Source organism: Flavobacterium sp. 25HG05S-40, from assembly GCF_052654735.1.
The window spans coordinates 1,454,585-1,469,709 of sequence record NZ_CP199750.1; the positions used below are offsets into that span (position 1 = coordinate 1,454,585).

The following is a 15,125-nucleotide window of genomic DNA, read 5'->3' on the forward strand; positions in this document are numbered from 1 at the left end:
AATCGATGAGAACAAAAAGTGAACTTCGCGGCATTTTATTCAGACATTTGGACGGAATTGTTACAGTTCCGGTTGCCTACTCCTTGTATAAAAAAGGCATATTAGAATATATTATGCAACAGCAAAAGGCAAGTTTGGTAGCGCTTACCACAAAGTTCAATGCCAACGAAGGTTATCTAAATGTAGCGCTACGCGTTTTGGCATCACAAGGTTGGCTAACTCAAACCAGTAACAATCTAAGTGATGAGATTTATTTTTCGGTAACAGATCAAAGTGAAGTGGCTTTTTCGCTAGTGCCGCTATACAAAGAGGCTTTCGAATTGCTTCAATTTACAGCGCATTTTCATCCCAGAAAGTTTGAAGTGGAACCCTTCGAAATGTTGAATATTTTATTTTCAAAATACAAATCCAATTTCGGCATCCAGTTTTCTGATGATAAAACAGTGCGTGCTGTTCAGCAACAGGTTTTATTTCATATCGAAGGCGTTTTGGCCGGACCAACTATTGTTATGCTGGGCATGACCGGAATGTTTCACAAATATTTTATGGAAACCTCTTTCCGACCGGAGGAGTTTCACAAGAAACCGGAATGTTTTAAAGAAATCCTCGATTTTTTAACGCATCTGGATTGGTTTACTAAAAAGAATGATCACTATCAATTTACAGAAACCGGTTTGTTTTATGCCAAAAGAGCAGCGGCATACGGAGTTACAGTGTCGTATATTCCGACGCTGCGAAAAATGGATGAACTTCTTTTTGGCAACGCTTCAGTACTTCGGAATGTAGGCGAACACGAAGAGGAACAACACGTAGACCGCGAAATGAACGTATGGGGAAGTGGTGGCGCTCATGCGGAATATTTTAAAATTGTCGACCAAATTATCATCGAATTGTTCAGCCGACCTATTGCAGAACAACCTATTGGTATTTTGGATATGGGTTGTGGGAACGGAGCCTTTTTGGAACATATTTTTGACGTAATTGAACGTCAGACATCGCGAGGTAAAATGCTCGATGAACATCCTTTATTTTTAGTTGGTGTCGATTATAACGAAGCTGCACTAAAAGTTACCCGAGCTAATTTGATTAAAGCCGATATTTGGGCCAAGGTAATATGGGGCGATATTGGAAGACCAAAATTACTGGCAGAAACCCTTCAGGAAGATTATAGTATCGATTTAAAAGAACTGCTTAACGTTCGAACTTTTCTAGACCATAACCGTATTTGGGAAACACCGACCATAAAGACGCCAAATCGCATAAGTGCTTCTACTGGCGCTTTTGCTCACAGAGGAAAAAGAATATCAAACAACGAAGTAGAAGATAATTTATTGGAGCATCTTAAAAAATGGTCGCCCTTTGTTGAGAAATTTGGCTTGCTGCTCATAGAACTTCACACCATAGCACCCGAATTGACAGCGGCAAACATTGGAAGAACAGCAGCAACAGCTTATGATGCCACTCATGGTTTTTCAGATCAATATATTGTGGAGATTGAGGTGTTGCACAAAATTGCAGCTGAAGTAGGTTTGTTCTCAGACGATAGGGTATTTACAAAGTTTCCAAATGCTGATACCGCCACCGTAAGTGTGAATCTTTTTAAAGGCAAGTAATTACTACTTCCTTACAATCTTAATGACAAATAACAGCACTACAAAAATCAAAAAACCTATCAGAATTTTATAGCTTCCTTTATATACTCTTTGGTGAAGCACTTTATCTTTAGCATAAGCAAAATAGGCAGCAATAACAAAAGCAATAAAAAAAAGTGCTGCAAAGACCCATTGACCAGTTGTGAACATTTATTTCAAATTTTCAACAAATTTACTCAAATGTATCCTAAAGTTGTAATTTGCAGTAACAATAAATTTTACTAAAAATGCAAAAACAACTCAACGCTGTAAAAGAATTTCACACGGCTTTTGGACTTGGTGTGAGTCATGAAATGAAGGCCTGTTTGGGCGAACAAAAAAATACGTTGCGCTTTAATCTGATGAAAGAGGAAAACGAAGAATATCTTGAAGCGGTTCAAAATAATGACTTAGTGGAAATTGCTGATGCGCTGGGTGATATGCTTTATATTTTATGCGGTACGATTCTGGAACATGGATTACAGCACAAAATTGAAGCCGTATTTGATGAAATTCAGCGAAGCAATATGAGCAAACTTGACGAAAATGGGCTCCCTATTTACCGAGAAGACGGCAAAGTCATGAAAGGACCCAATTATTTCAAGCCAAGTTTTGAAGAGATATTAAGGTAATAAGGATGCTGTCATCAAAAATACTTAAACAAAAAAACTCCAGTTTTCGCTGGAGTTTTTAAATACTATTCTGATACTAATTTAGTCGATTAAATCTTTACGGTCCAGCCGAAAGTATCTTCTGCCAGTTTATATTGGATTTTGGTAAGTGTATCTTTTAACTGCAATGCAAATGAGTTCTCTATTTTAGGCAATTCGAAATAATGCTCTTGGTATTGAAACCCTACAATCGGGCTGACAACAGCTGCTGTTCCTGCACCAAAAATTTCCTTTAAACTGCCATCTTTAGCACCTTGTACCAACTCTTCAACCAAAACAGTGCGTTCTTCCACATGGATGCCTTCGCGTTTGGCCAATTCGATTAAACTTTTTCTGGTAACACCATCCAATATTCTTTCACTTGTAGGCGCGGTACACAAAGTATCATTGATTCTGAAAAATACATTCATCGTTCCGGCTTCTTCCAGTTTGGTGTGCGTTGCGTCATCAGTCCAAATTATTTGTTGAAACCCTTTTTCCTGAGCTAATTTCTGTGGATAAAATTGTGATGAATAATTTCCGGCAGCTTTAGCAGCACCAATACCGCCATTGGCAGCTCTGCTGTAATGTTCCGCAATAATCACTTTTACTTCACCTGAATAATAAGATCGGGCAGGAGAAAGGATAATCATAAAACGGTATTGTGTTGACGGTTGTGCAATAACACCCGAACCAATGGCAATCATGAATGGTCTAATGTATAACGTGTTACCAAGTCCTTTTTTAACCCAGTCACGATCCAAATCGACTATAGTTTTGAGACCACCAATAAAAATATCTTCAGTGATTTCAGGCATAGCCATTCTTACAGCTGATTTGTTAAATCGATCGAGATTCTGATCTGGTCGGAACAACCAAATTGCATCATTTTCATCGCGATAGGCTTTCATGCCTTCAAAAATAGCCTGCCCGTAGTGAAACACTTTTGCAGAAGGATCTATCATGAAGGGTTCGTAAGGTTTTACAATTGGTTTTTGCCAAGCACCTTCTTTGAAATCACAAACCAACATGTGGTCTGTAAAAACATTTCCAAAGGCTAAATTTTCAAAATCGACTTCACTAATTTTAGAAGTTTTAGCTCTAACTATATCGATTTCGGAAGTGGTTTTTAACATAATGTGTGTATTAGGTGTGATACAGAAAATAATTTAAGTGATTGACAATTAACTATTTATGTTTTGTTTTCTGATATTTTGAGTTGTGATGTTAGTTTTTTGTAAAACTAAATAAAAAAATAGTAGTATTTCGCTTCGGTTTAAGAAATTGAAAACTTTTTTAGAATCAGTATTTTTTACTTGGATTTATTGCCAGTATTCTTAATAATTACTTAATTTAATCATTTATTTATTTCTAAGTTTTGCCAAACTAACTATATTCGCAACTCATTAAAATCACACTTATGAAAAAAATTACTACTATTCTGGTACTGTTGTTATTTATTGGAACATCACTAATGGCGCAGACAAAAGCAAAGGCTTTTAACGCAAATGACTACGCATCTTTTGGAGAGAAATTCAAGGTAAGCCGAGTATATAATAAAGCTGAAATGATGAAGAAGTATAAAAAACTTAAAAAAGGCGATACTTTGGTGGTTCAGTTTGAATCTACTATCAAGACAGTTTGCAAAAAGAAAGGCTGTTGGATGAAAATGGAGCTGAAAGGAGACGACAATTCTTTTGTCAAATTTAAAGATTATGGATTCTTTGTGCCATTAAATGCTGATAATACTGATGCTATCGTGTACGGAAAAGCTTTTGTTGATGTTGAGTCTGTTGAAGATTTAAGACATTATGCTAAAGATGCCGGAAAATCTGCTGAAGAAATAGCAAAAATTACAAAGCCTGAAACAACGTATGCGTTCTTGGCTGATGGTGTCTACATCAAAAAATAAGAAATCTATTCTCTGAAATAACTTCAGCTTAATGAAAAAAAATAACACATCGGTTATTGTATTGGCTTTACTTTTTATTACCAGTTCGCTTCTGTTCGTTTCCTGTCAAAAAAAGGAAGAGAAAAAAAAAGAGGAAAATTGCACTACTGAAAAAGGAAAGAAATTGGAGATGTATCAAATGTCAGAAATGGCGGCTTTGATGGAACAGATGTATGTTGACAACCAACGTTTGAAAGAACGTATCAAAAAAGGGGAAGCCATTGGAGAATTTCCAGAGCATTTTTTGAAAATACATTCTGCCCAATTCACCGATGAAAGCGACAATGATTCTTTTTTTAAGGAAATGGCTAGTGAGTATATTGCAGCACAAAAATTGATTTATAGTGATCCCAAAAATGCGGTCAAACACTTTAATGACGGCGTAGATGCCTGTTTGAGTTGTCACCAACAAAAATGTGGTGGACCCATTCCAAGAATTAAGAAATTATACATTAAAGAATAATTTGAAACGCGAAATTATTCAAACCAATGATGGTTCTACAACCATTCATTTACCGGAATGGAATGAAAGTTATCATTCAAAACACGGTGCTATTCAGGAAGCATATCACGTATTTATAAAGAATGGGTTTTCACTTTTCGAAGGAAAGCCCATTAGTATTTTGGAGATTGGTTTTGGAACTGGATTAAACTGTTTCATCACTTTTTTAGAATCACTAAAAGTAAATAAGCGCATTGATTATGTTGGAGTAGAAGCGTACCCTGTTTCTATTGATGAAGCTATGCAAATGAATTATCCAAAGGAAATTGACGAGATGCGAAGTGAATTTTATAGAACAATGCACGAGTCACCTTGGGAAGTAAAACAACAGGTTTCAGAACACTTTACCTTAACCAAACGTATCCAGTTTTTTCAGGATATTAATGATGATAACGCTTTTGATTTAATTTATTTTGATGCCTTTGGTTTTAGAGTGCAACCCGAACTTTGGTCTGAGGAAATTTTCATAAAAATGTATAAAGCTTTGAAGCCAAATGGTGTTTTGGTCACTTATGCGTGTAGAACTTCGATAAAAAATGCCATGCTATCCGCAGGGTTTTCTGTAAAAAAAATGCCTGGTGCACCTGGTAAAAGAGAAATGTTGCGCGCCATGAAAGCTGTTTAAAAAAATTAACTTTTTGTGTAGTTATTTTTAACTAATCAATTACGAATCGGAGTTCAAATATTTTTAACTTTGATAAAACAAAAATGTTCTTATTTATTCTTAACCAACCTTAAATTACGCATTATGTCTAAATCGATGTTAGACTACACCAAGTCAGTATTGAAAAGAGTGAGTTTTGATGTGAGTTTATTTTGCAAAGAGCTTGAAAAAGCTTGCAAAGTTTTATTGCCATACGAAATAGAAGAATTAGCATCATGGCTTTCTAAATTTATTGAAGAAAAGCCGGAACTGCAGCACAGTTTACTACTTATTAAAAATTAATAAAACTAAAAGGAACTTAAATGGTTCCTTTTTTTTTGTCTTACAAATTAGGGAAACTTTAAAGTTAGTTGTTACGTATATATTAACGTACAATCTAAAACTTTATTTTATGGGACAAATGCTTTATGATTACACAAAATCGTCTATTGTTAAGGTATGTAAGACTAAAGAGCTTTTTGTAAAAGAAGTGGTCAAAGCATCCAAAGTATTAACACCTTACGAAAGAGATAATCTTATTAATTGGTTGTTTTTTTACACAGCTGATAAACCAGAAATGCAAAAATGGTTGTATGAAGTGTTGGACAAGAAAATATTAGTAAGTTAAATCTTTAAAAAAACAGTAAAAGATGTATTTTATCGATTAAAAAAGTGTTTTAACGATTATTTTTATTAAAAAAGTTTGGTGGCTATAGTTTTTTAGTATACTTTTACTAAACGTTCTTACAATAAGATAACCCCAAATCTTAATTACTATGCCTAGAATGATTTACGATTACACTAAGTCTGTACTCGAAAGAGTGAGCTTCGATCCAATTCTTTTTGCAAAAGAATTAAAAAAGGCCGTTAGAAACCTTTTGCCTTATGAAGTCGAACAATTAAAAAAATGGTTGCAATTCTTTACGAGTGAGCATCCCGAATTAAAACAATGTTTATCTGTAGTTAGTTAGCAGAAAGGAATAAGGAGTTTTGTGCAAGACTCCTTATTTTTTTGGTTGCAATGGACTAATAATCTGAACATTTTGAAAAACTATAGCGCCTTTAACAACTCCAGCAATTGTAGCACGTAAAGCATCAATAATATGGATTTTTAATTCATTTTTAGGAAATATAAGACTTACTTCACGAGCTGGCTTTGGCTCCTTAAAATGACGAAGTTTTAATTGGTCCTTTTCTTTTAAATCTAATGTATGTAAAAAAGGGAGTAAAGTTGTTCCCAAACCCTCATCAGCTAATTTAATCAGCGTTTCAAAGCTACCACTCTCAATTTGAAAATGACTTTTTTCATTAGCTGCAACATTTTTGCATAAATTTAAAATACCGTCTCTGAAACAATGCCCGTCTTGAAGCAACAAAATTTCATCTAAATTCAAATCACTTACTTCTATTTCCTTTTTTTGAAAATTCCCATGCCCTTCTGGAATGTAAGCCACAAATGGCTCAAAATATAAAACAACTTCTTTAATTTTTTCCTCTTGTAAAGGTGTTGCAGCAATGGCCGCATCTAAATGTCCATTATTAAGTCGGGTTATAATTTCATCAGTATTCAACTCTTCAATAATCAGTTTAACCTTTGGGTATTTTTTAATGAAATTATTTAGAAACATCGGCAGCAATGTCGGCATAATCGTTGGAATAATCCCTAATCGAAATTCGCCGCCAATAAAGCCTTTTTGTTGATCCACAATATCCTGAATCCTATCGGCTTCGTTGACAATATTTTTGGATTGATTCACAATTTTCTGTCCAATTTCAGTGAGTTGAATAGGTTTTTTGGTTCTGTCAAATATTTGAATTCCCAATTCTTCTTCAATCTTTTGAATTTGCATGCTTAATGTTGGTTGGGTTACAAAACATTTTTCGGCTGCAAGAGTGAAATTCTTATGTTCAGCAACTGCGAGTACGTATTTTAGCTGAGTAATAGTCATTTATAATAAATTTTGATGCAAAAATACGAAAACTATAAATTTAACTTATAGAAATTATGTGTTAAAAAAAGTATAATGCCTTTTTTAACATCTTGTGATTGGCTACATTTGTTAAATGAAATTTTGTACAAGTCTATTATTAATTCTATTCGTAGCTTTTCTCTCAACGCCTACCGTAGTTACGTTGATTCAGAAAAATGTAGACACGTCTTTTTTTTACAGTTTTGCTGAAGAAGAAATTCATAAAGAACTGAAAGAGGTGAAAGCTGAAGTTAAACAAAACTTTGACTACCCTTTTTTAGAACTTAAAATCATAAAAGCTACTATTATTTCAGAGAATTTATCTCGTCACGATAACGTTTCCTCAGAAATATTTTCACCTCCACCGGAACTAATTTAATACATTTTCGTCTCTTTTAGAATGTTTGCAATACTTGCGGACATTAAACTTTTGTATTAAATTTTTTCAGAATATGACAAAAAAAATCAATCTTTTTGCTAACCTAAAGTCCGATTTTGCTTCAGGTTTAGTGGTTTTCTTAGTAGCACTTCCTTTATGTTTAGGGATTGCTTTGGCTTCCGGAGCGCCATTATTTGCCGGAATTATCTCTGGAGTTGTGGGAGGACTCGTAGTCGGTTATTTAAGTCAATCACATATTAGTGTTTCCGGTCCGGCTGCTGGTTTGACCGCGATCGTTTTGACCGCTATTACCGATGTAGGAAGTTTTAATGCGTTCTTATTAGCTGGATTGATTGCTGGAGCTATTCAATTGATTTTGGGCTTCGTAAAAGCAGGAAGTATATCTAATTATTTTCCAACTAATGTAATTGAAGGAATGTTAGCTGGAATAGGAGTAATTATTTTCTTGAAACAGATTCCACACGCTTTTGGATATGACCCAGATCATGAGGGAGATTTTAGTTTTTTTCAGCCTGATGGTGAAAACACATTTTCTGAAATTTTTGAAATGCTAAATCATGTACAGCCCGGTGCTGTTATCGTTACCCTTGTATCCCTTGCCATTCTGATTGCTTGGACTAAAGTTAAATTTCTAAAAGAATTAAAATTGGTTCCAGCGGCACTTATAGCTGTTATAGTGGGAATTCTTTTAAACGAATTATTTATTCAATCCGGAAGTTTTCTCGCTATCGGAAGTGAGCATTTGGTAGGATTGCCAGTGCCTAAATCGTTCGCAGAATTAACTAACATTTTTGTGGCTCCTGATTTTACTGCTGTTACTAATTCTAAAGTTTGGATTGCAGGCGCTACAATTGCTATAGTAGCCTCTATTGAAACACTTCTTTGTATTGAAGCAGCAGACAGAATGGATATACAAAAAAGATACACCAATACAAATGTTGAGCTTAAAGCACAAGGGGTGGGAAACATCATCAGTTCATTATTAGGTGGTTTGCCAATGACCTCTGTTGTAGTAAGGACCTCGGCTAATAATAATGCCGGAGCTAAATCGAAGATGTCAGCTATTATCCATGGAGTATTGTTATTAGTCAGTGTTTTGGCAATACCAACAATCTTGAATAAAATCCCATTAGCCACTTTAGCAGCCATATTGTTGTTAATTGGTTATAAATTGGCTAATCCTAAGATTTTGTTCCATTTTTGGGAAAAAGGAAAATATCAATTTATTCCCTTTGTTGCTACCCTAGTAGGTGTGGTATTCACAGATTTGCTCAAAGGTGTAGCTCTAGGAATCATCATCAGTATCATTTTTGTTTTAAAAGGTAATTTGAAACGTGCCTACAATTTCAGAAAAGAAGAATATGAGGATGGTGATGTAATCCATATCGATTTGGCTCAGGAAGTTTCCTTTTTGAATAAAGCTGCCATTAAGTCGACTTTAAGTGAAATTCCAGAAAATTCAAAAGTTGTTATCAACGCACAAGATACAGTATATATTGCCCATGATATCCTCGATTTAATTCGAGAATTTAAATCCACTAGAGCTATCGACGAAAATATTAAAGTAAAATTAAAAGGCTTCAAAAAAGCTTATGAGCTTGAAAATAGCGACGGATTTAAAAATACAGTTACTGTAGAACAAAAATACGACGCTATGAAACGTAAAATGGTAGAGGTAAATAATAATAAAGAATAAAAATGAAAACATTAAATAAAGAATTACAGGCTTCTATAACACCAAGAAAGGCCTTAGAAATATTAAAAGCAGGTAACAATCGTTTTGTGAGTAACCTGCAGGCTCATAGAGATTTATTAGAGCAAGTAAATGATACTCGTGATGGGCAATGGCCTTTTGCCACTGTTTTGAGTTGCATCGATAGCCGTACTTCGGCTGAGCTTATTTTTGATCAGGGTTTAGGCGATATCTTTTCGGTGCGTATAGCCGGGAACATTGTCAATACTGACATATTGGGGAGTATGGAGTTTGCTTGCAAGGTGGCCGGTTCCAAACTGATTGTAGTATTAGGCCACTCCAAATGTGGTGCCGTTAAAGGGGCTTGTGATCATGTTGAAATGGGTAATCTTACGGAACTATTATCTAAAATACAACCTGCAGTTTATCAAGAGAAAGAAACAAAGGATAACCGTACGGCTTCCAATTCGGTATTCGTAGAAAACGTTGCAGAAATCAATGTAAAACGTAATGTTAAAAACATCATCGAACGCAGTTTTATTCTGGAACAAATGATAGAAAATGGTGAAATCGGTATTGTTGGAGCTATGCATAATATAGAAACAGGTGAAGTAATATTTTATGAAGATAGTCAATACATTAAAGATGACATAAATCCAGGTTTCTCAGTAGAAGAACTGAGACATTAATTATCTTGACCAACCCCAACAAACATCAGTAGCAATCCTTGTTGCTGGTGTTTTTTATTTGCTATATTTGATTAAATTTTACACATGGAAGATTTTTATAAAAAAATACTGGATAACAACAAAAAATGGGTCGAGACGCAGCTTGCCCTTGATGCCGATTATTTTAAAGACCTTTCTAAAGGACAAAATCCACCGCTTTTGTGGATAGGATGTTCCGATAGTCGTGTACCAGCAAATGAAATTATCGGCGCCAAACCAGGGGAAGTCTTTGTACATAGAAATATCGCCAACATGGTTATTCACAGCGACATGAATATGTTGAGCGTTTTGGATTATGCTGTAAATGTTTTAAAAGTAAAACACATTATTGTTTGTGGACATTATGGATGTGGTGGCGTTAAAGCAGCCATGAATAATCAGTCTATTGGATTGATTGACAATTGGATTAGGCACATAAAAGATATTTACCGATTGCACGATGCTTACTTAAACAGTATTACTAACGAAGATGAACGATTCAATAAGTTTGTAGAAATTAACGTGCAGGAACAAGTTTTTGACTTAGCTAAAACATCTATCGTGCAAAATGCATGGAAAATAGGGCAGGAATTGACGCTACATGGTTGGGCTTATGGATTGAATTCGGGCTATGTGACCGATTTGGGCGTAAACATGACTTCTAATGACAATTTGGATGATGTGTATCGACTAAAATTCACTAATTAATTCAGAGTACAATCTTTTATTAATTTTTCTTATTCTTTCCTCTACTTATTTGGATTCTGATCTCGTTCTTCATTCTCGTTAAAAGATGAGGGTAACATTTGTGGAATAAATTTTATCAATAATGGCAGTAACAAACTTCCTCCTGGCAATAAAAAGATAGTCAGTGATGGTATTGTTTTACAGATGTCGAGCAGTTGTGACTTGATTTTTTTCTTTTCATCCTTATCCAATTCCTTGTGAGTAGATTTTGCCAAAAGCTGCATCAATTCTTTGCTTTGTGATACTTCTTTTACCAATCTTTTTTTGTTTCGGGTTATCAACACCTGAACGCTCTCAGTAGTATGGTCGTAAAAATTCTTTACCGGATTGGAATTGTTGAAATAGGGAATTTCATTTTTATGGGTTACAATGAAGTTGTTTATAAAATGAATGCTATTGATGATAAATGTCTCTGATACTGCTAATTTTTCTCCTAATTTAAAAAGAAAGTAGCGTTCTTCATTTTCTACTTTGGCATCACTCCACAAACTGATTCCAGCCAAATCAATTACATAAAATTTTTCTAAATCATTACTCAAATAACTCAAATCCAAATCCTCAATTGTTTTAATTCCTTTATCTGAGATTTTAGTGTAGCGAACAGACGATTCAAAAAGCTTTTGAAGTAAATCATCATGAATGGAAACACCGGTTTTGGACTTCAGTGAAAGCGAAACAATACTGATGACAAGATCTTCTATTCTGTTAAAATATTTCTCAGGAAGTGACCCATTTTCCAAGTACTTTTTAAACGCTAAGACATCTACAAAGAGTAGGGCATTTGTGATTACATGAGAAAAACTTTTGCTAAATAAATCTTCATTAGTTTGTACTCTGTCATGAATTATTTTCTCCAGTTTACTCGATTCCGAACTGCTTGGAAGCATCTTCTGTAAAGGATTAAATCCTTTTGGAGTTAATAAATTGTAGAACGCAACGGCTTCTGTAATGAAATGGTTTTCTTCCTTTTGCGTAAGACAATACATTTGATACAGTGTATGCAGCATTCCTATTTTAGAAATTTCTTCCGGAAGTTGTCCTGTTATCGAAATGGGTTTGTGAGTATCAAAGCCGATGATATGTCCGAAGATGAATCCTGTTGCCCGGGTTCTCAGATAGAATTCTTCTTCAGAAAGCACTGTTAACTTTTCAGAAGTTTTCTGTTCATCAAAAAACTTGTCTATCCAACCTGGAGCTGAAGGGTTTATCATTTGGGATTCATTTGCGCTACAAAACTAAATCTTTTTTGCGTGTGAAAAAATCAATTTTAAAATGTCCCTCTCGATTTGATGTTTTGTTCACAAAGAGATACGATTTCGGTAATGCGGGATTTTCGGGTTTCTTCTCTTTTGGCCTGATTGAGCCAATACAGATAGTTTTTTCGGTAAGACGGACTAAAGCCATTATAATTGTCTAAAGCGATTTTGTTTTGGGAGAAAGCAATTTCTAAATCTTGGGGCATTTGCAAACTTTCAACAGCATCCAATGATTCCCAAGAACCATTTTGCTTGGCAATTTCAATTTTCCTCAATCCACTTTCGTGCATCAGATTATCGGCAATCAATTGTTCAATATAGGTTTTGTTGAGTTTGCTCCACACACTTTTATCTTTTCGTGGTGTAAACATTTGGCGTCTGCGTTCGTCGTCAAGTTTTTTTACGGTCGAATCAATCCAGCCATAACATATCGCAACCTGAACAGCGTGTTCCCAACGCATACTTTCTTTATCACTACTTACTTTGTAAAAAACCAAATGAACTCCTTTTGACGAGTGATGATTGTCGTGTAACCATTCCCGCCATTCCTGAGCATTTTTGAAGTATAAAAGTTCTTTTTCTTCCAAAAGATTTTATTGAATTATCGCTGAGCAGGCAACTCTTGCTCCAGCATTACCCGTTGGTTGCGTAACAAAATCGTCTGGTTTATCATGAACGATTAATCCTTTTCCTAAGATATCTTTAGTAGCATCACCACAGCCAATACACCATTCGTCAGTGTTGAAAAGGATGTTGGCATTTCCGTCAATATCGGTTGTGAAATTACCAATATCCCCTTTATGATGTTCAGCATCGCCCCATTTTCCGTGTTTTTTGAAGGTTGGATTCCAATGTCCGCCAGCTGAAGCAGCATCTGCAGCAGAACAATCCGCTTTTTCGTGTATGTGAATAGCGTGAACTCCGGGTGTTAAACCCGTTAGCTTGGCTTCTAAGTATACAATTCCTTTTTTTTCTGTAAAATCCGCAGTACCTTCTACTTTGCTGCCGCTTTTGGCTTCGAGATTTATTTTAACCTTTTTGGCATCTGAAGTTGCATTGGAATTGGAACTTTTACAACTGAATATCAGTACTCCAAGAATAAAAATCCCCAGATAAATTCTATTATTGCCGCTAAAAAAAGTTAGAAGTCGAGATTGAAGCGTAGGTGTTTTCATGACGTATTTTTTTATTTTTATAAAATTAGTCAATTTAAAAGCCGAAATGTCTTAAATAAAGTTAAAGTTTATTTCGTTTTTTCGCCTACAAAGTAATCGGTTTGCGATTTGAACAGCACATTGAACGTGGTTAAACTACCGTAAATACGTGTAATGTATTGTTGTAATTCTACTTTTTCGATTTCTTCCAGATTGCTGGCGTTGATTTTTTGTTCCATTACTCTTAAACGATCGCGAAGCATTACAACCTTGTGAAAGAACACATCAATAGGTACATCTTTGTGCGCCAAACCTGCTTGTCCTGGTTCCAATTTCATGTTACCACCTTTCCATTTGTCGCCAATGGCAACAGGTTCGCCCAAACCGTTCCATTTTTTGAGGATGGATAACAAACTTTTTTCTACATCAAAAAAACTCACAGTATCCACTTCGTTTTCTGCGGCTTCGATTACTTCAAATTCACTGTCAATAGCGATGGTTTCTAATCCGCCATCAATAAAAGTTACCCAATAATCTTTAGAAGATACATTTGTTACAACCCCTTTGCCGTACTCAGCGTGGTTGATTCTCGAGCCAATTCCCAATAATTTCATAGTTGCATATATTTAAGCTACTAAAATAGGAATTTGTCTGAATAAAAAAAAGCCCAAACCTTTATATGAATTGAGCTTTTAATAAGTATTCTTTTTCTTAGTTGGTGGCGATTGCTTTTCTTTTTAAAATCGCCGCACTGATAAACGGCACTAGTACTCCGATAGGAATTAGTATTTCAGCATAAGTAAAGACAATTACCCAAACCGGGTTTTTATACATTTCTCTCATCATAATAATTTCGTCTGTTTTGGCTTTAATTTCTGCCGCAGTCAGGGTAGCGTTGTTGAGTTTTTTGATAGCAGAGGCACTGTATTTTTCCATGAAATCAGGATACAAGAAGTAATATTCCAGAAGCCATACTCCAACATAAATGGTGGAGGCAATCAGTGAAATCAGAGCGCCAATTTTTAAGGCTTTTCCAAAGGTTATAATGCCTTGATTTTGCTTGTCGCGGTAATTTTTGACTCCTAAGAACACGAAGGAAAAGGCAACCAACATTCCGGTATACCCTAAAATCATGCTGCCCTCGTAGTCTGGGTTTTTGTTTAAGGAGTAAATGCCATAGGCCATAAATGCGGTAACTATGACTCCGGCGATTAGACCGTAGGTAATTACAATTTTTTTCATATTGATTTGTTTTAGATTAGACAGCAAATATTGGTATAGCTTAGTAAAAACAAGTCATCCTTTTGGGTGATTTTTGATAAATCATCCTAAAGTAGGAGGAAGCAGGCGTAACTTTTTGGCAGTTTCTATGGCCTGTGTCCGTCGCTTGACTTCGAGTTTTTCAAATAATTTGGCGCTGTGGGTTTTGACGGTATTTAGGGAAACAAATAATCTTTCGGCTATTTCATTATTGCTGAGTCCTTCGGCCATTAAGGTCAACACTTCCAGTTCGCGTTTGCTTATTTTACGAAAATCCAATTCGGCTTCGTTGAGCACAAAATCATCATTGGCAACAATTCGGATTTCTTTTTCGACAATGATGGTTTTTTCTTTGGGCTTGGTAATTTTATTGGCCAGCCAGATGCCAAAGAGCAGAAATAACACTGCTATCAGTCCGACATAGATTTCAAACTGATGCTCCAGAATCAAAAAACGAAATTCCAACCATCGCAATAACAGCATTAGTACGGCCATCATTAGGGCGTATCCGAGAAGTTCTTTATGACGTTTTAGTTTTTGAAGCATGTATCAAAAATAGAA

At 35.3% G+C, this 15,125-nt stretch carries 21 protein-coding genes; 12 read left to right on the forward strand and 9 right to left on the reverse strand.

Annotation, left to right across the window (positions count from 1 at the left end):
- The first annotated feature begins 5 nt into the window (after positions 1-5).
- Entirely contained in the window at positions 6-1,613 is a 1,608-nt protein-coding gene (locus tag ACULEU_RS06175) for a class I SAM-dependent methyltransferase (protein ID WP_445454573.1), read from the forward strand.
- Positions 1,614-1,616: 3 nt separating this feature from the next.
- On the opposite strand, the gene ACULEU_RS06180 is transcribed toward ACULEU_RS06175, so the two are convergent.
- Positions 1,617-1,802 carry a hypothetical protein gene (locus ACULEU_RS06180; RefSeq protein WP_445454574.1) on the reverse strand — a complete coding sequence of 62 codons (186 nt, stop codon included), beginning with the start codon at positions 1,800-1,802 and terminating at the stop codon, positions 1,617-1,619.
- 77 nt (positions 1,803-1,879) lie between these two features.
- On the opposite strand from ACULEU_RS06180, the gene ACULEU_RS06185 reads away from it, so the two are divergent.
- On the forward strand, positions 1,880-2,263 hold the full coding sequence (locus ACULEU_RS06185) for a hypothetical protein (RefSeq protein ID WP_445454575.1): 384 nt from the start codon (positions 1,880-1,882) through the stop codon (positions 2,261-2,263).
- A gap of 89 nt (positions 2,264-2,352) precedes the next feature.
- Here ACULEU_RS06185 and ACULEU_RS06190 read toward each other — a convergent pair whose 3' ends face one another.
- Entirely contained in the window at positions 2,353-3,417 is a 1,065-nt protein-coding gene (locus tag ACULEU_RS06190; RefSeq protein ID WP_445454576.1) for a branched-chain amino acid aminotransferase, read from the reverse strand.
- A 284-nt stretch (positions 3,418-3,701) separates the two neighbouring features.
- Here ACULEU_RS06190 and ACULEU_RS06195 point away from each other — a divergent pair, with 284 nt between their 5' ends.
- The 6 genes from ACULEU_RS06195 to ACULEU_RS06220 all read left to right on the forward strand — a co-directional run bounded on the left by ACULEU_RS06195 (position 3,702) and on the right by ACULEU_RS06220 (position 6,348).
- On the forward strand, positions 3,702-4,193 hold the full coding sequence (locus ACULEU_RS06195; RefSeq protein WP_445454577.1) for a DUF4920 domain-containing protein: 492 nt from the start codon (positions 3,702-3,704) through the stop codon (positions 4,191-4,193).
- Positions 4,194-4,224: 31 nt separating this feature from the next.
- Positions 4,225-4,695, forward strand: coding sequence for a hypothetical protein (locus tag ACULEU_RS06200; RefSeq protein WP_445454578.1), 471 nt, complete (start codon positions 4,225-4,227; stop codon positions 4,693-4,695).
- A 1-nt stretch (position 4,696) separates the two neighbouring features.
- The gene (mnmD, locus tag ACULEU_RS06205; RefSeq protein WP_445454834.1) at positions 4,697-5,359 is read left to right on the forward strand and encodes a tRNA (5-methylaminomethyl-2-thiouridine)(34)-methyltransferase MnmD; all 663 of its coding nucleotides are present in this window, start codon (positions 4,697-4,699) and stop codon (positions 5,357-5,359) included.
- Positions 5,360-5,482: 123 nt separating this feature from the next.
- Positions 5,483-5,680 carry a hypothetical protein gene (locus ACULEU_RS06210; RefSeq protein ID WP_445454579.1) on the forward strand — a complete coding sequence of 66 codons (198 nt, stop codon included), beginning with the start codon at positions 5,483-5,485 and terminating at the stop codon, positions 5,678-5,680.
- A 109-nt stretch (positions 5,681-5,789) separates the two neighbouring features.
- On the forward strand, positions 5,790-6,005 hold the full coding sequence (locus ACULEU_RS06215; RefSeq protein ID WP_445454580.1) for a hypothetical protein: 216 nt from the start codon (positions 5,790-5,792) through the stop codon (positions 6,003-6,005).
- A 148-nt stretch (positions 6,006-6,153) separates the two neighbouring features.
- The gene (locus tag ACULEU_RS06220) at positions 6,154-6,348 is read left to right on the forward strand and encodes a hypothetical protein (RefSeq protein WP_445454581.1); all 195 of its coding nucleotides are present in this window, start codon (positions 6,154-6,156) and stop codon (positions 6,346-6,348) included.
- 33 nt (positions 6,349-6,381) lie between these two features.
- Here the strand turns inward: ACULEU_RS06220 and ACULEU_RS06225 are convergent, their stop codons facing one another.
- A complete protein-coding gene (locus ACULEU_RS06225; RefSeq protein ID WP_445454582.1) occupies positions 6,382-7,326 on the reverse strand; it encodes a LysR substrate-binding domain-containing protein in 945 nt (314 codons plus the stop codon).
- Between the two features lie 115 nt (positions 7,327-7,441).
- Between ACULEU_RS06225 and ACULEU_RS06230 the strand changes: the two genes are divergently transcribed.
- The 4 genes from ACULEU_RS06230 (at position 7,442) to can (ending at position 10,855) form a co-directional block, all read left to right on the forward strand.
- Positions 7,442-7,726 carry a hypothetical protein gene (locus tag ACULEU_RS06230; protein WP_445454583.1) on the forward strand — a complete coding sequence of 95 codons (285 nt, stop codon included), beginning with the start codon at positions 7,442-7,444 and terminating at the stop codon, positions 7,724-7,726.
- Positions 7,727-7,799: 73 nt separating this feature from the next.
- A complete protein-coding gene (locus ACULEU_RS06235; protein WP_445454584.1) occupies positions 7,800-9,443 on the forward strand; it encodes a SulP family inorganic anion transporter in 1,644 nt (547 codons plus the stop codon).
- Between the two features lie 2 nt (positions 9,444-9,445).
- Positions 9,446-10,129 (forward strand): carbonic anhydrase family protein, encoded by a 684-nt coding sequence (locus ACULEU_RS06240; RefSeq protein WP_445454585.1) that lies wholly within the window; start codon positions 9,446-9,448, stop codon positions 10,127-10,129.
- Positions 10,130-10,213: 84 nt separating this feature from the next.
- The gene (gene can, locus ACULEU_RS06245) at positions 10,214-10,855 is read left to right on the forward strand and encodes a carbonate dehydratase (RefSeq protein ID WP_445454586.1); all 642 of its coding nucleotides are present in this window, start codon (positions 10,214-10,216) and stop codon (positions 10,853-10,855) included.
- A 41-nt stretch (positions 10,856-10,896) separates the two neighbouring features.
- Here can and ACULEU_RS06250 read toward each other — a convergent pair whose 3' ends face one another.
- The 6 genes from ACULEU_RS06250 to ACULEU_RS06275 all read right to left on the reverse strand — a co-directional run bounded on the left by ACULEU_RS06250 (position 10,897) and on the right by ACULEU_RS06275 (position 15,110).
- Positions 10,897-12,105 (reverse strand): LETM1-related biofilm-associated protein, encoded by a 1,209-nt coding sequence (locus ACULEU_RS06250; protein WP_445454587.1) that lies wholly within the window; start codon positions 12,103-12,105, stop codon positions 10,897-10,899.
- Positions 12,106-12,161: 56 nt separating this feature from the next.
- Positions 12,162-12,737 carry a YdeI/OmpD-associated family protein gene (locus tag ACULEU_RS06255; protein ID WP_445454588.1) on the reverse strand — a complete coding sequence of 192 codons (576 nt, stop codon included), beginning with the start codon at positions 12,735-12,737 and terminating at the stop codon, positions 12,162-12,164.
- 6 nt (positions 12,738-12,743) lie between these two features.
- Positions 12,744-13,325 (reverse strand): superoxide dismutase family protein, encoded by a 582-nt coding sequence (locus tag ACULEU_RS06260; RefSeq protein ID WP_445454589.1) that lies wholly within the window; start codon positions 13,323-13,325, stop codon positions 12,744-12,746.
- 68 nt (positions 13,326-13,393) lie between these two features.
- The gene (locus ACULEU_RS06265) at positions 13,394-13,918 is read right to left on the reverse strand and encodes a hypothetical protein (RefSeq protein ID WP_445454590.1); all 525 of its coding nucleotides are present in this window, start codon (positions 13,916-13,918) and stop codon (positions 13,394-13,396) included.
- A gap of 97 nt (positions 13,919-14,015) precedes the next feature.
- The gene (locus ACULEU_RS06270; RefSeq protein ID WP_445454591.1) at positions 14,016-14,546 is read right to left on the reverse strand and encodes a DUF4199 domain-containing protein; all 531 of its coding nucleotides are present in this window, start codon (positions 14,544-14,546) and stop codon (positions 14,016-14,018) included.
- 81 nt (positions 14,547-14,627) lie between these two features.
- Positions 14,628-15,110, reverse strand: coding sequence for a response regulator transcription factor (locus ACULEU_RS06275; RefSeq protein ID WP_445454592.1), 483 nt, complete (start codon positions 15,108-15,110; stop codon positions 14,628-14,630).
- Positions 15,111-15,125 lie beyond the last annotated feature (15 nt).

Excerpts from the sequence above, each read along its gene's own strand:
- ACULEU_RS06275 (WP_445454592.1), bottom strand. The coding sequence starts at position 15,110 with ATGCTTCAAAAACTAAAACGTCATAAAGAACTTCTCGGATACGCCCTA.
- ACULEU_RS06260 (WP_445454589.1), bottom strand. The coding sequence starts at position 13,325 with ATGAAAACACCTACGCTTCAATCTCGACTTCTAACTTTTTTTAGCGGC.
- ACULEU_RS06270 (WP_445454591.1), bottom strand. The coding sequence starts at position 14,546 with ATGAAAAAAATTGTAATTACCTACGGTCTAATCGCCGGAGTCATAGTT.
- ACULEU_RS06215 (WP_445454580.1), top strand. The coding sequence starts at position 5,790 with ATGGGACAAATGCTTTATGATTACACAAAATCGTCTATTGTTAAGGTA.
- ACULEU_RS06230 (WP_445454583.1), top strand. The coding sequence starts at position 7,442 with ATGAAATTTTGTACAAGTCTATTATTAATTCTATTCGTAGCTTTTCTC.
- ACULEU_RS06235 (WP_445454584.1), top strand. The coding sequence starts at position 7,800 with ATGACAAAAAAAATCAATCTTTTTGCTAACCTAAAGTCCGATTTTGCT.
- ACULEU_RS06240 (WP_445454585.1), top strand. The coding sequence starts at position 9,446 with ATGAAAACATTAAATAAAGAATTACAGGCTTCTATAACACCAAGAAAG.
- ACULEU_RS06195 (WP_445454577.1), top strand. The coding sequence starts at position 3,702 with ATGAAAAAAATTACTACTATTCTGGTACTGTTGTTATTTATTGGAACA.
- ACULEU_RS06265 (WP_445454590.1), bottom strand. The coding sequence starts at position 13,918 with ATGAAATTATTGGGAATTGGCTCGAGAATCAACCACGCTGAGTACGGC.
- ACULEU_RS06190 (WP_445454576.1), bottom strand. The coding sequence starts at position 3,417 with ATGTTAAAAACCACTTCCGAAATCGATATAGTTAGAGCTAAAACTTCT.
- can (WP_445454586.1), top strand. The coding sequence starts at position 10,214 with ATGGAAGATTTTTATAAAAAAATACTGGATAACAACAAAAAATGGGTC.
- ACULEU_RS06185 (WP_445454575.1), top strand. The coding sequence starts at position 1,880 with ATGCAAAAACAACTCAACGCTGTAAAAGAATTTCACACGGCTTTTGGA.
- ACULEU_RS06220 (WP_445454581.1), top strand. The coding sequence starts at position 6,154 with ATGCCTAGAATGATTTACGATTACACTAAGTCTGTACTCGAAAGAGTG.
- ACULEU_RS06210 (WP_445454579.1), top strand. The coding sequence starts at position 5,483 with ATGTCTAAATCGATGTTAGACTACACCAAGTCAGTATTGAAAAGAGTG.
- ACULEU_RS06175 (WP_445454573.1), top strand. The coding sequence starts at position 6 with ATGAGAACAAAAAGTGAACTTCGCGGCATTTTATTCAGACATTTGGAC.
- ACULEU_RS06200 (WP_445454578.1), top strand. The coding sequence starts at position 4,225 with ATGAAAAAAAATAACACATCGGTTATTGTATTGGCTTTACTTTTTATT.
- ACULEU_RS06250 (WP_445454587.1), bottom strand. The coding sequence starts at position 12,105 with ATGATAAACCCTTCAGCTCCAGGTTGGATAGACAAGTTTTTTGATGAA.
- ACULEU_RS06180 (WP_445454574.1), bottom strand. The coding sequence starts at position 1,802 with ATGTTCACAACTGGTCAATGGGTCTTTGCAGCACTTTTTTTTATTGCT.
- ACULEU_RS06225 (WP_445454582.1), bottom strand. The coding sequence starts at position 7,326 with ATGACTATTACTCAGCTAAAATACGTACTCGCAGTTGCTGAACATAAG.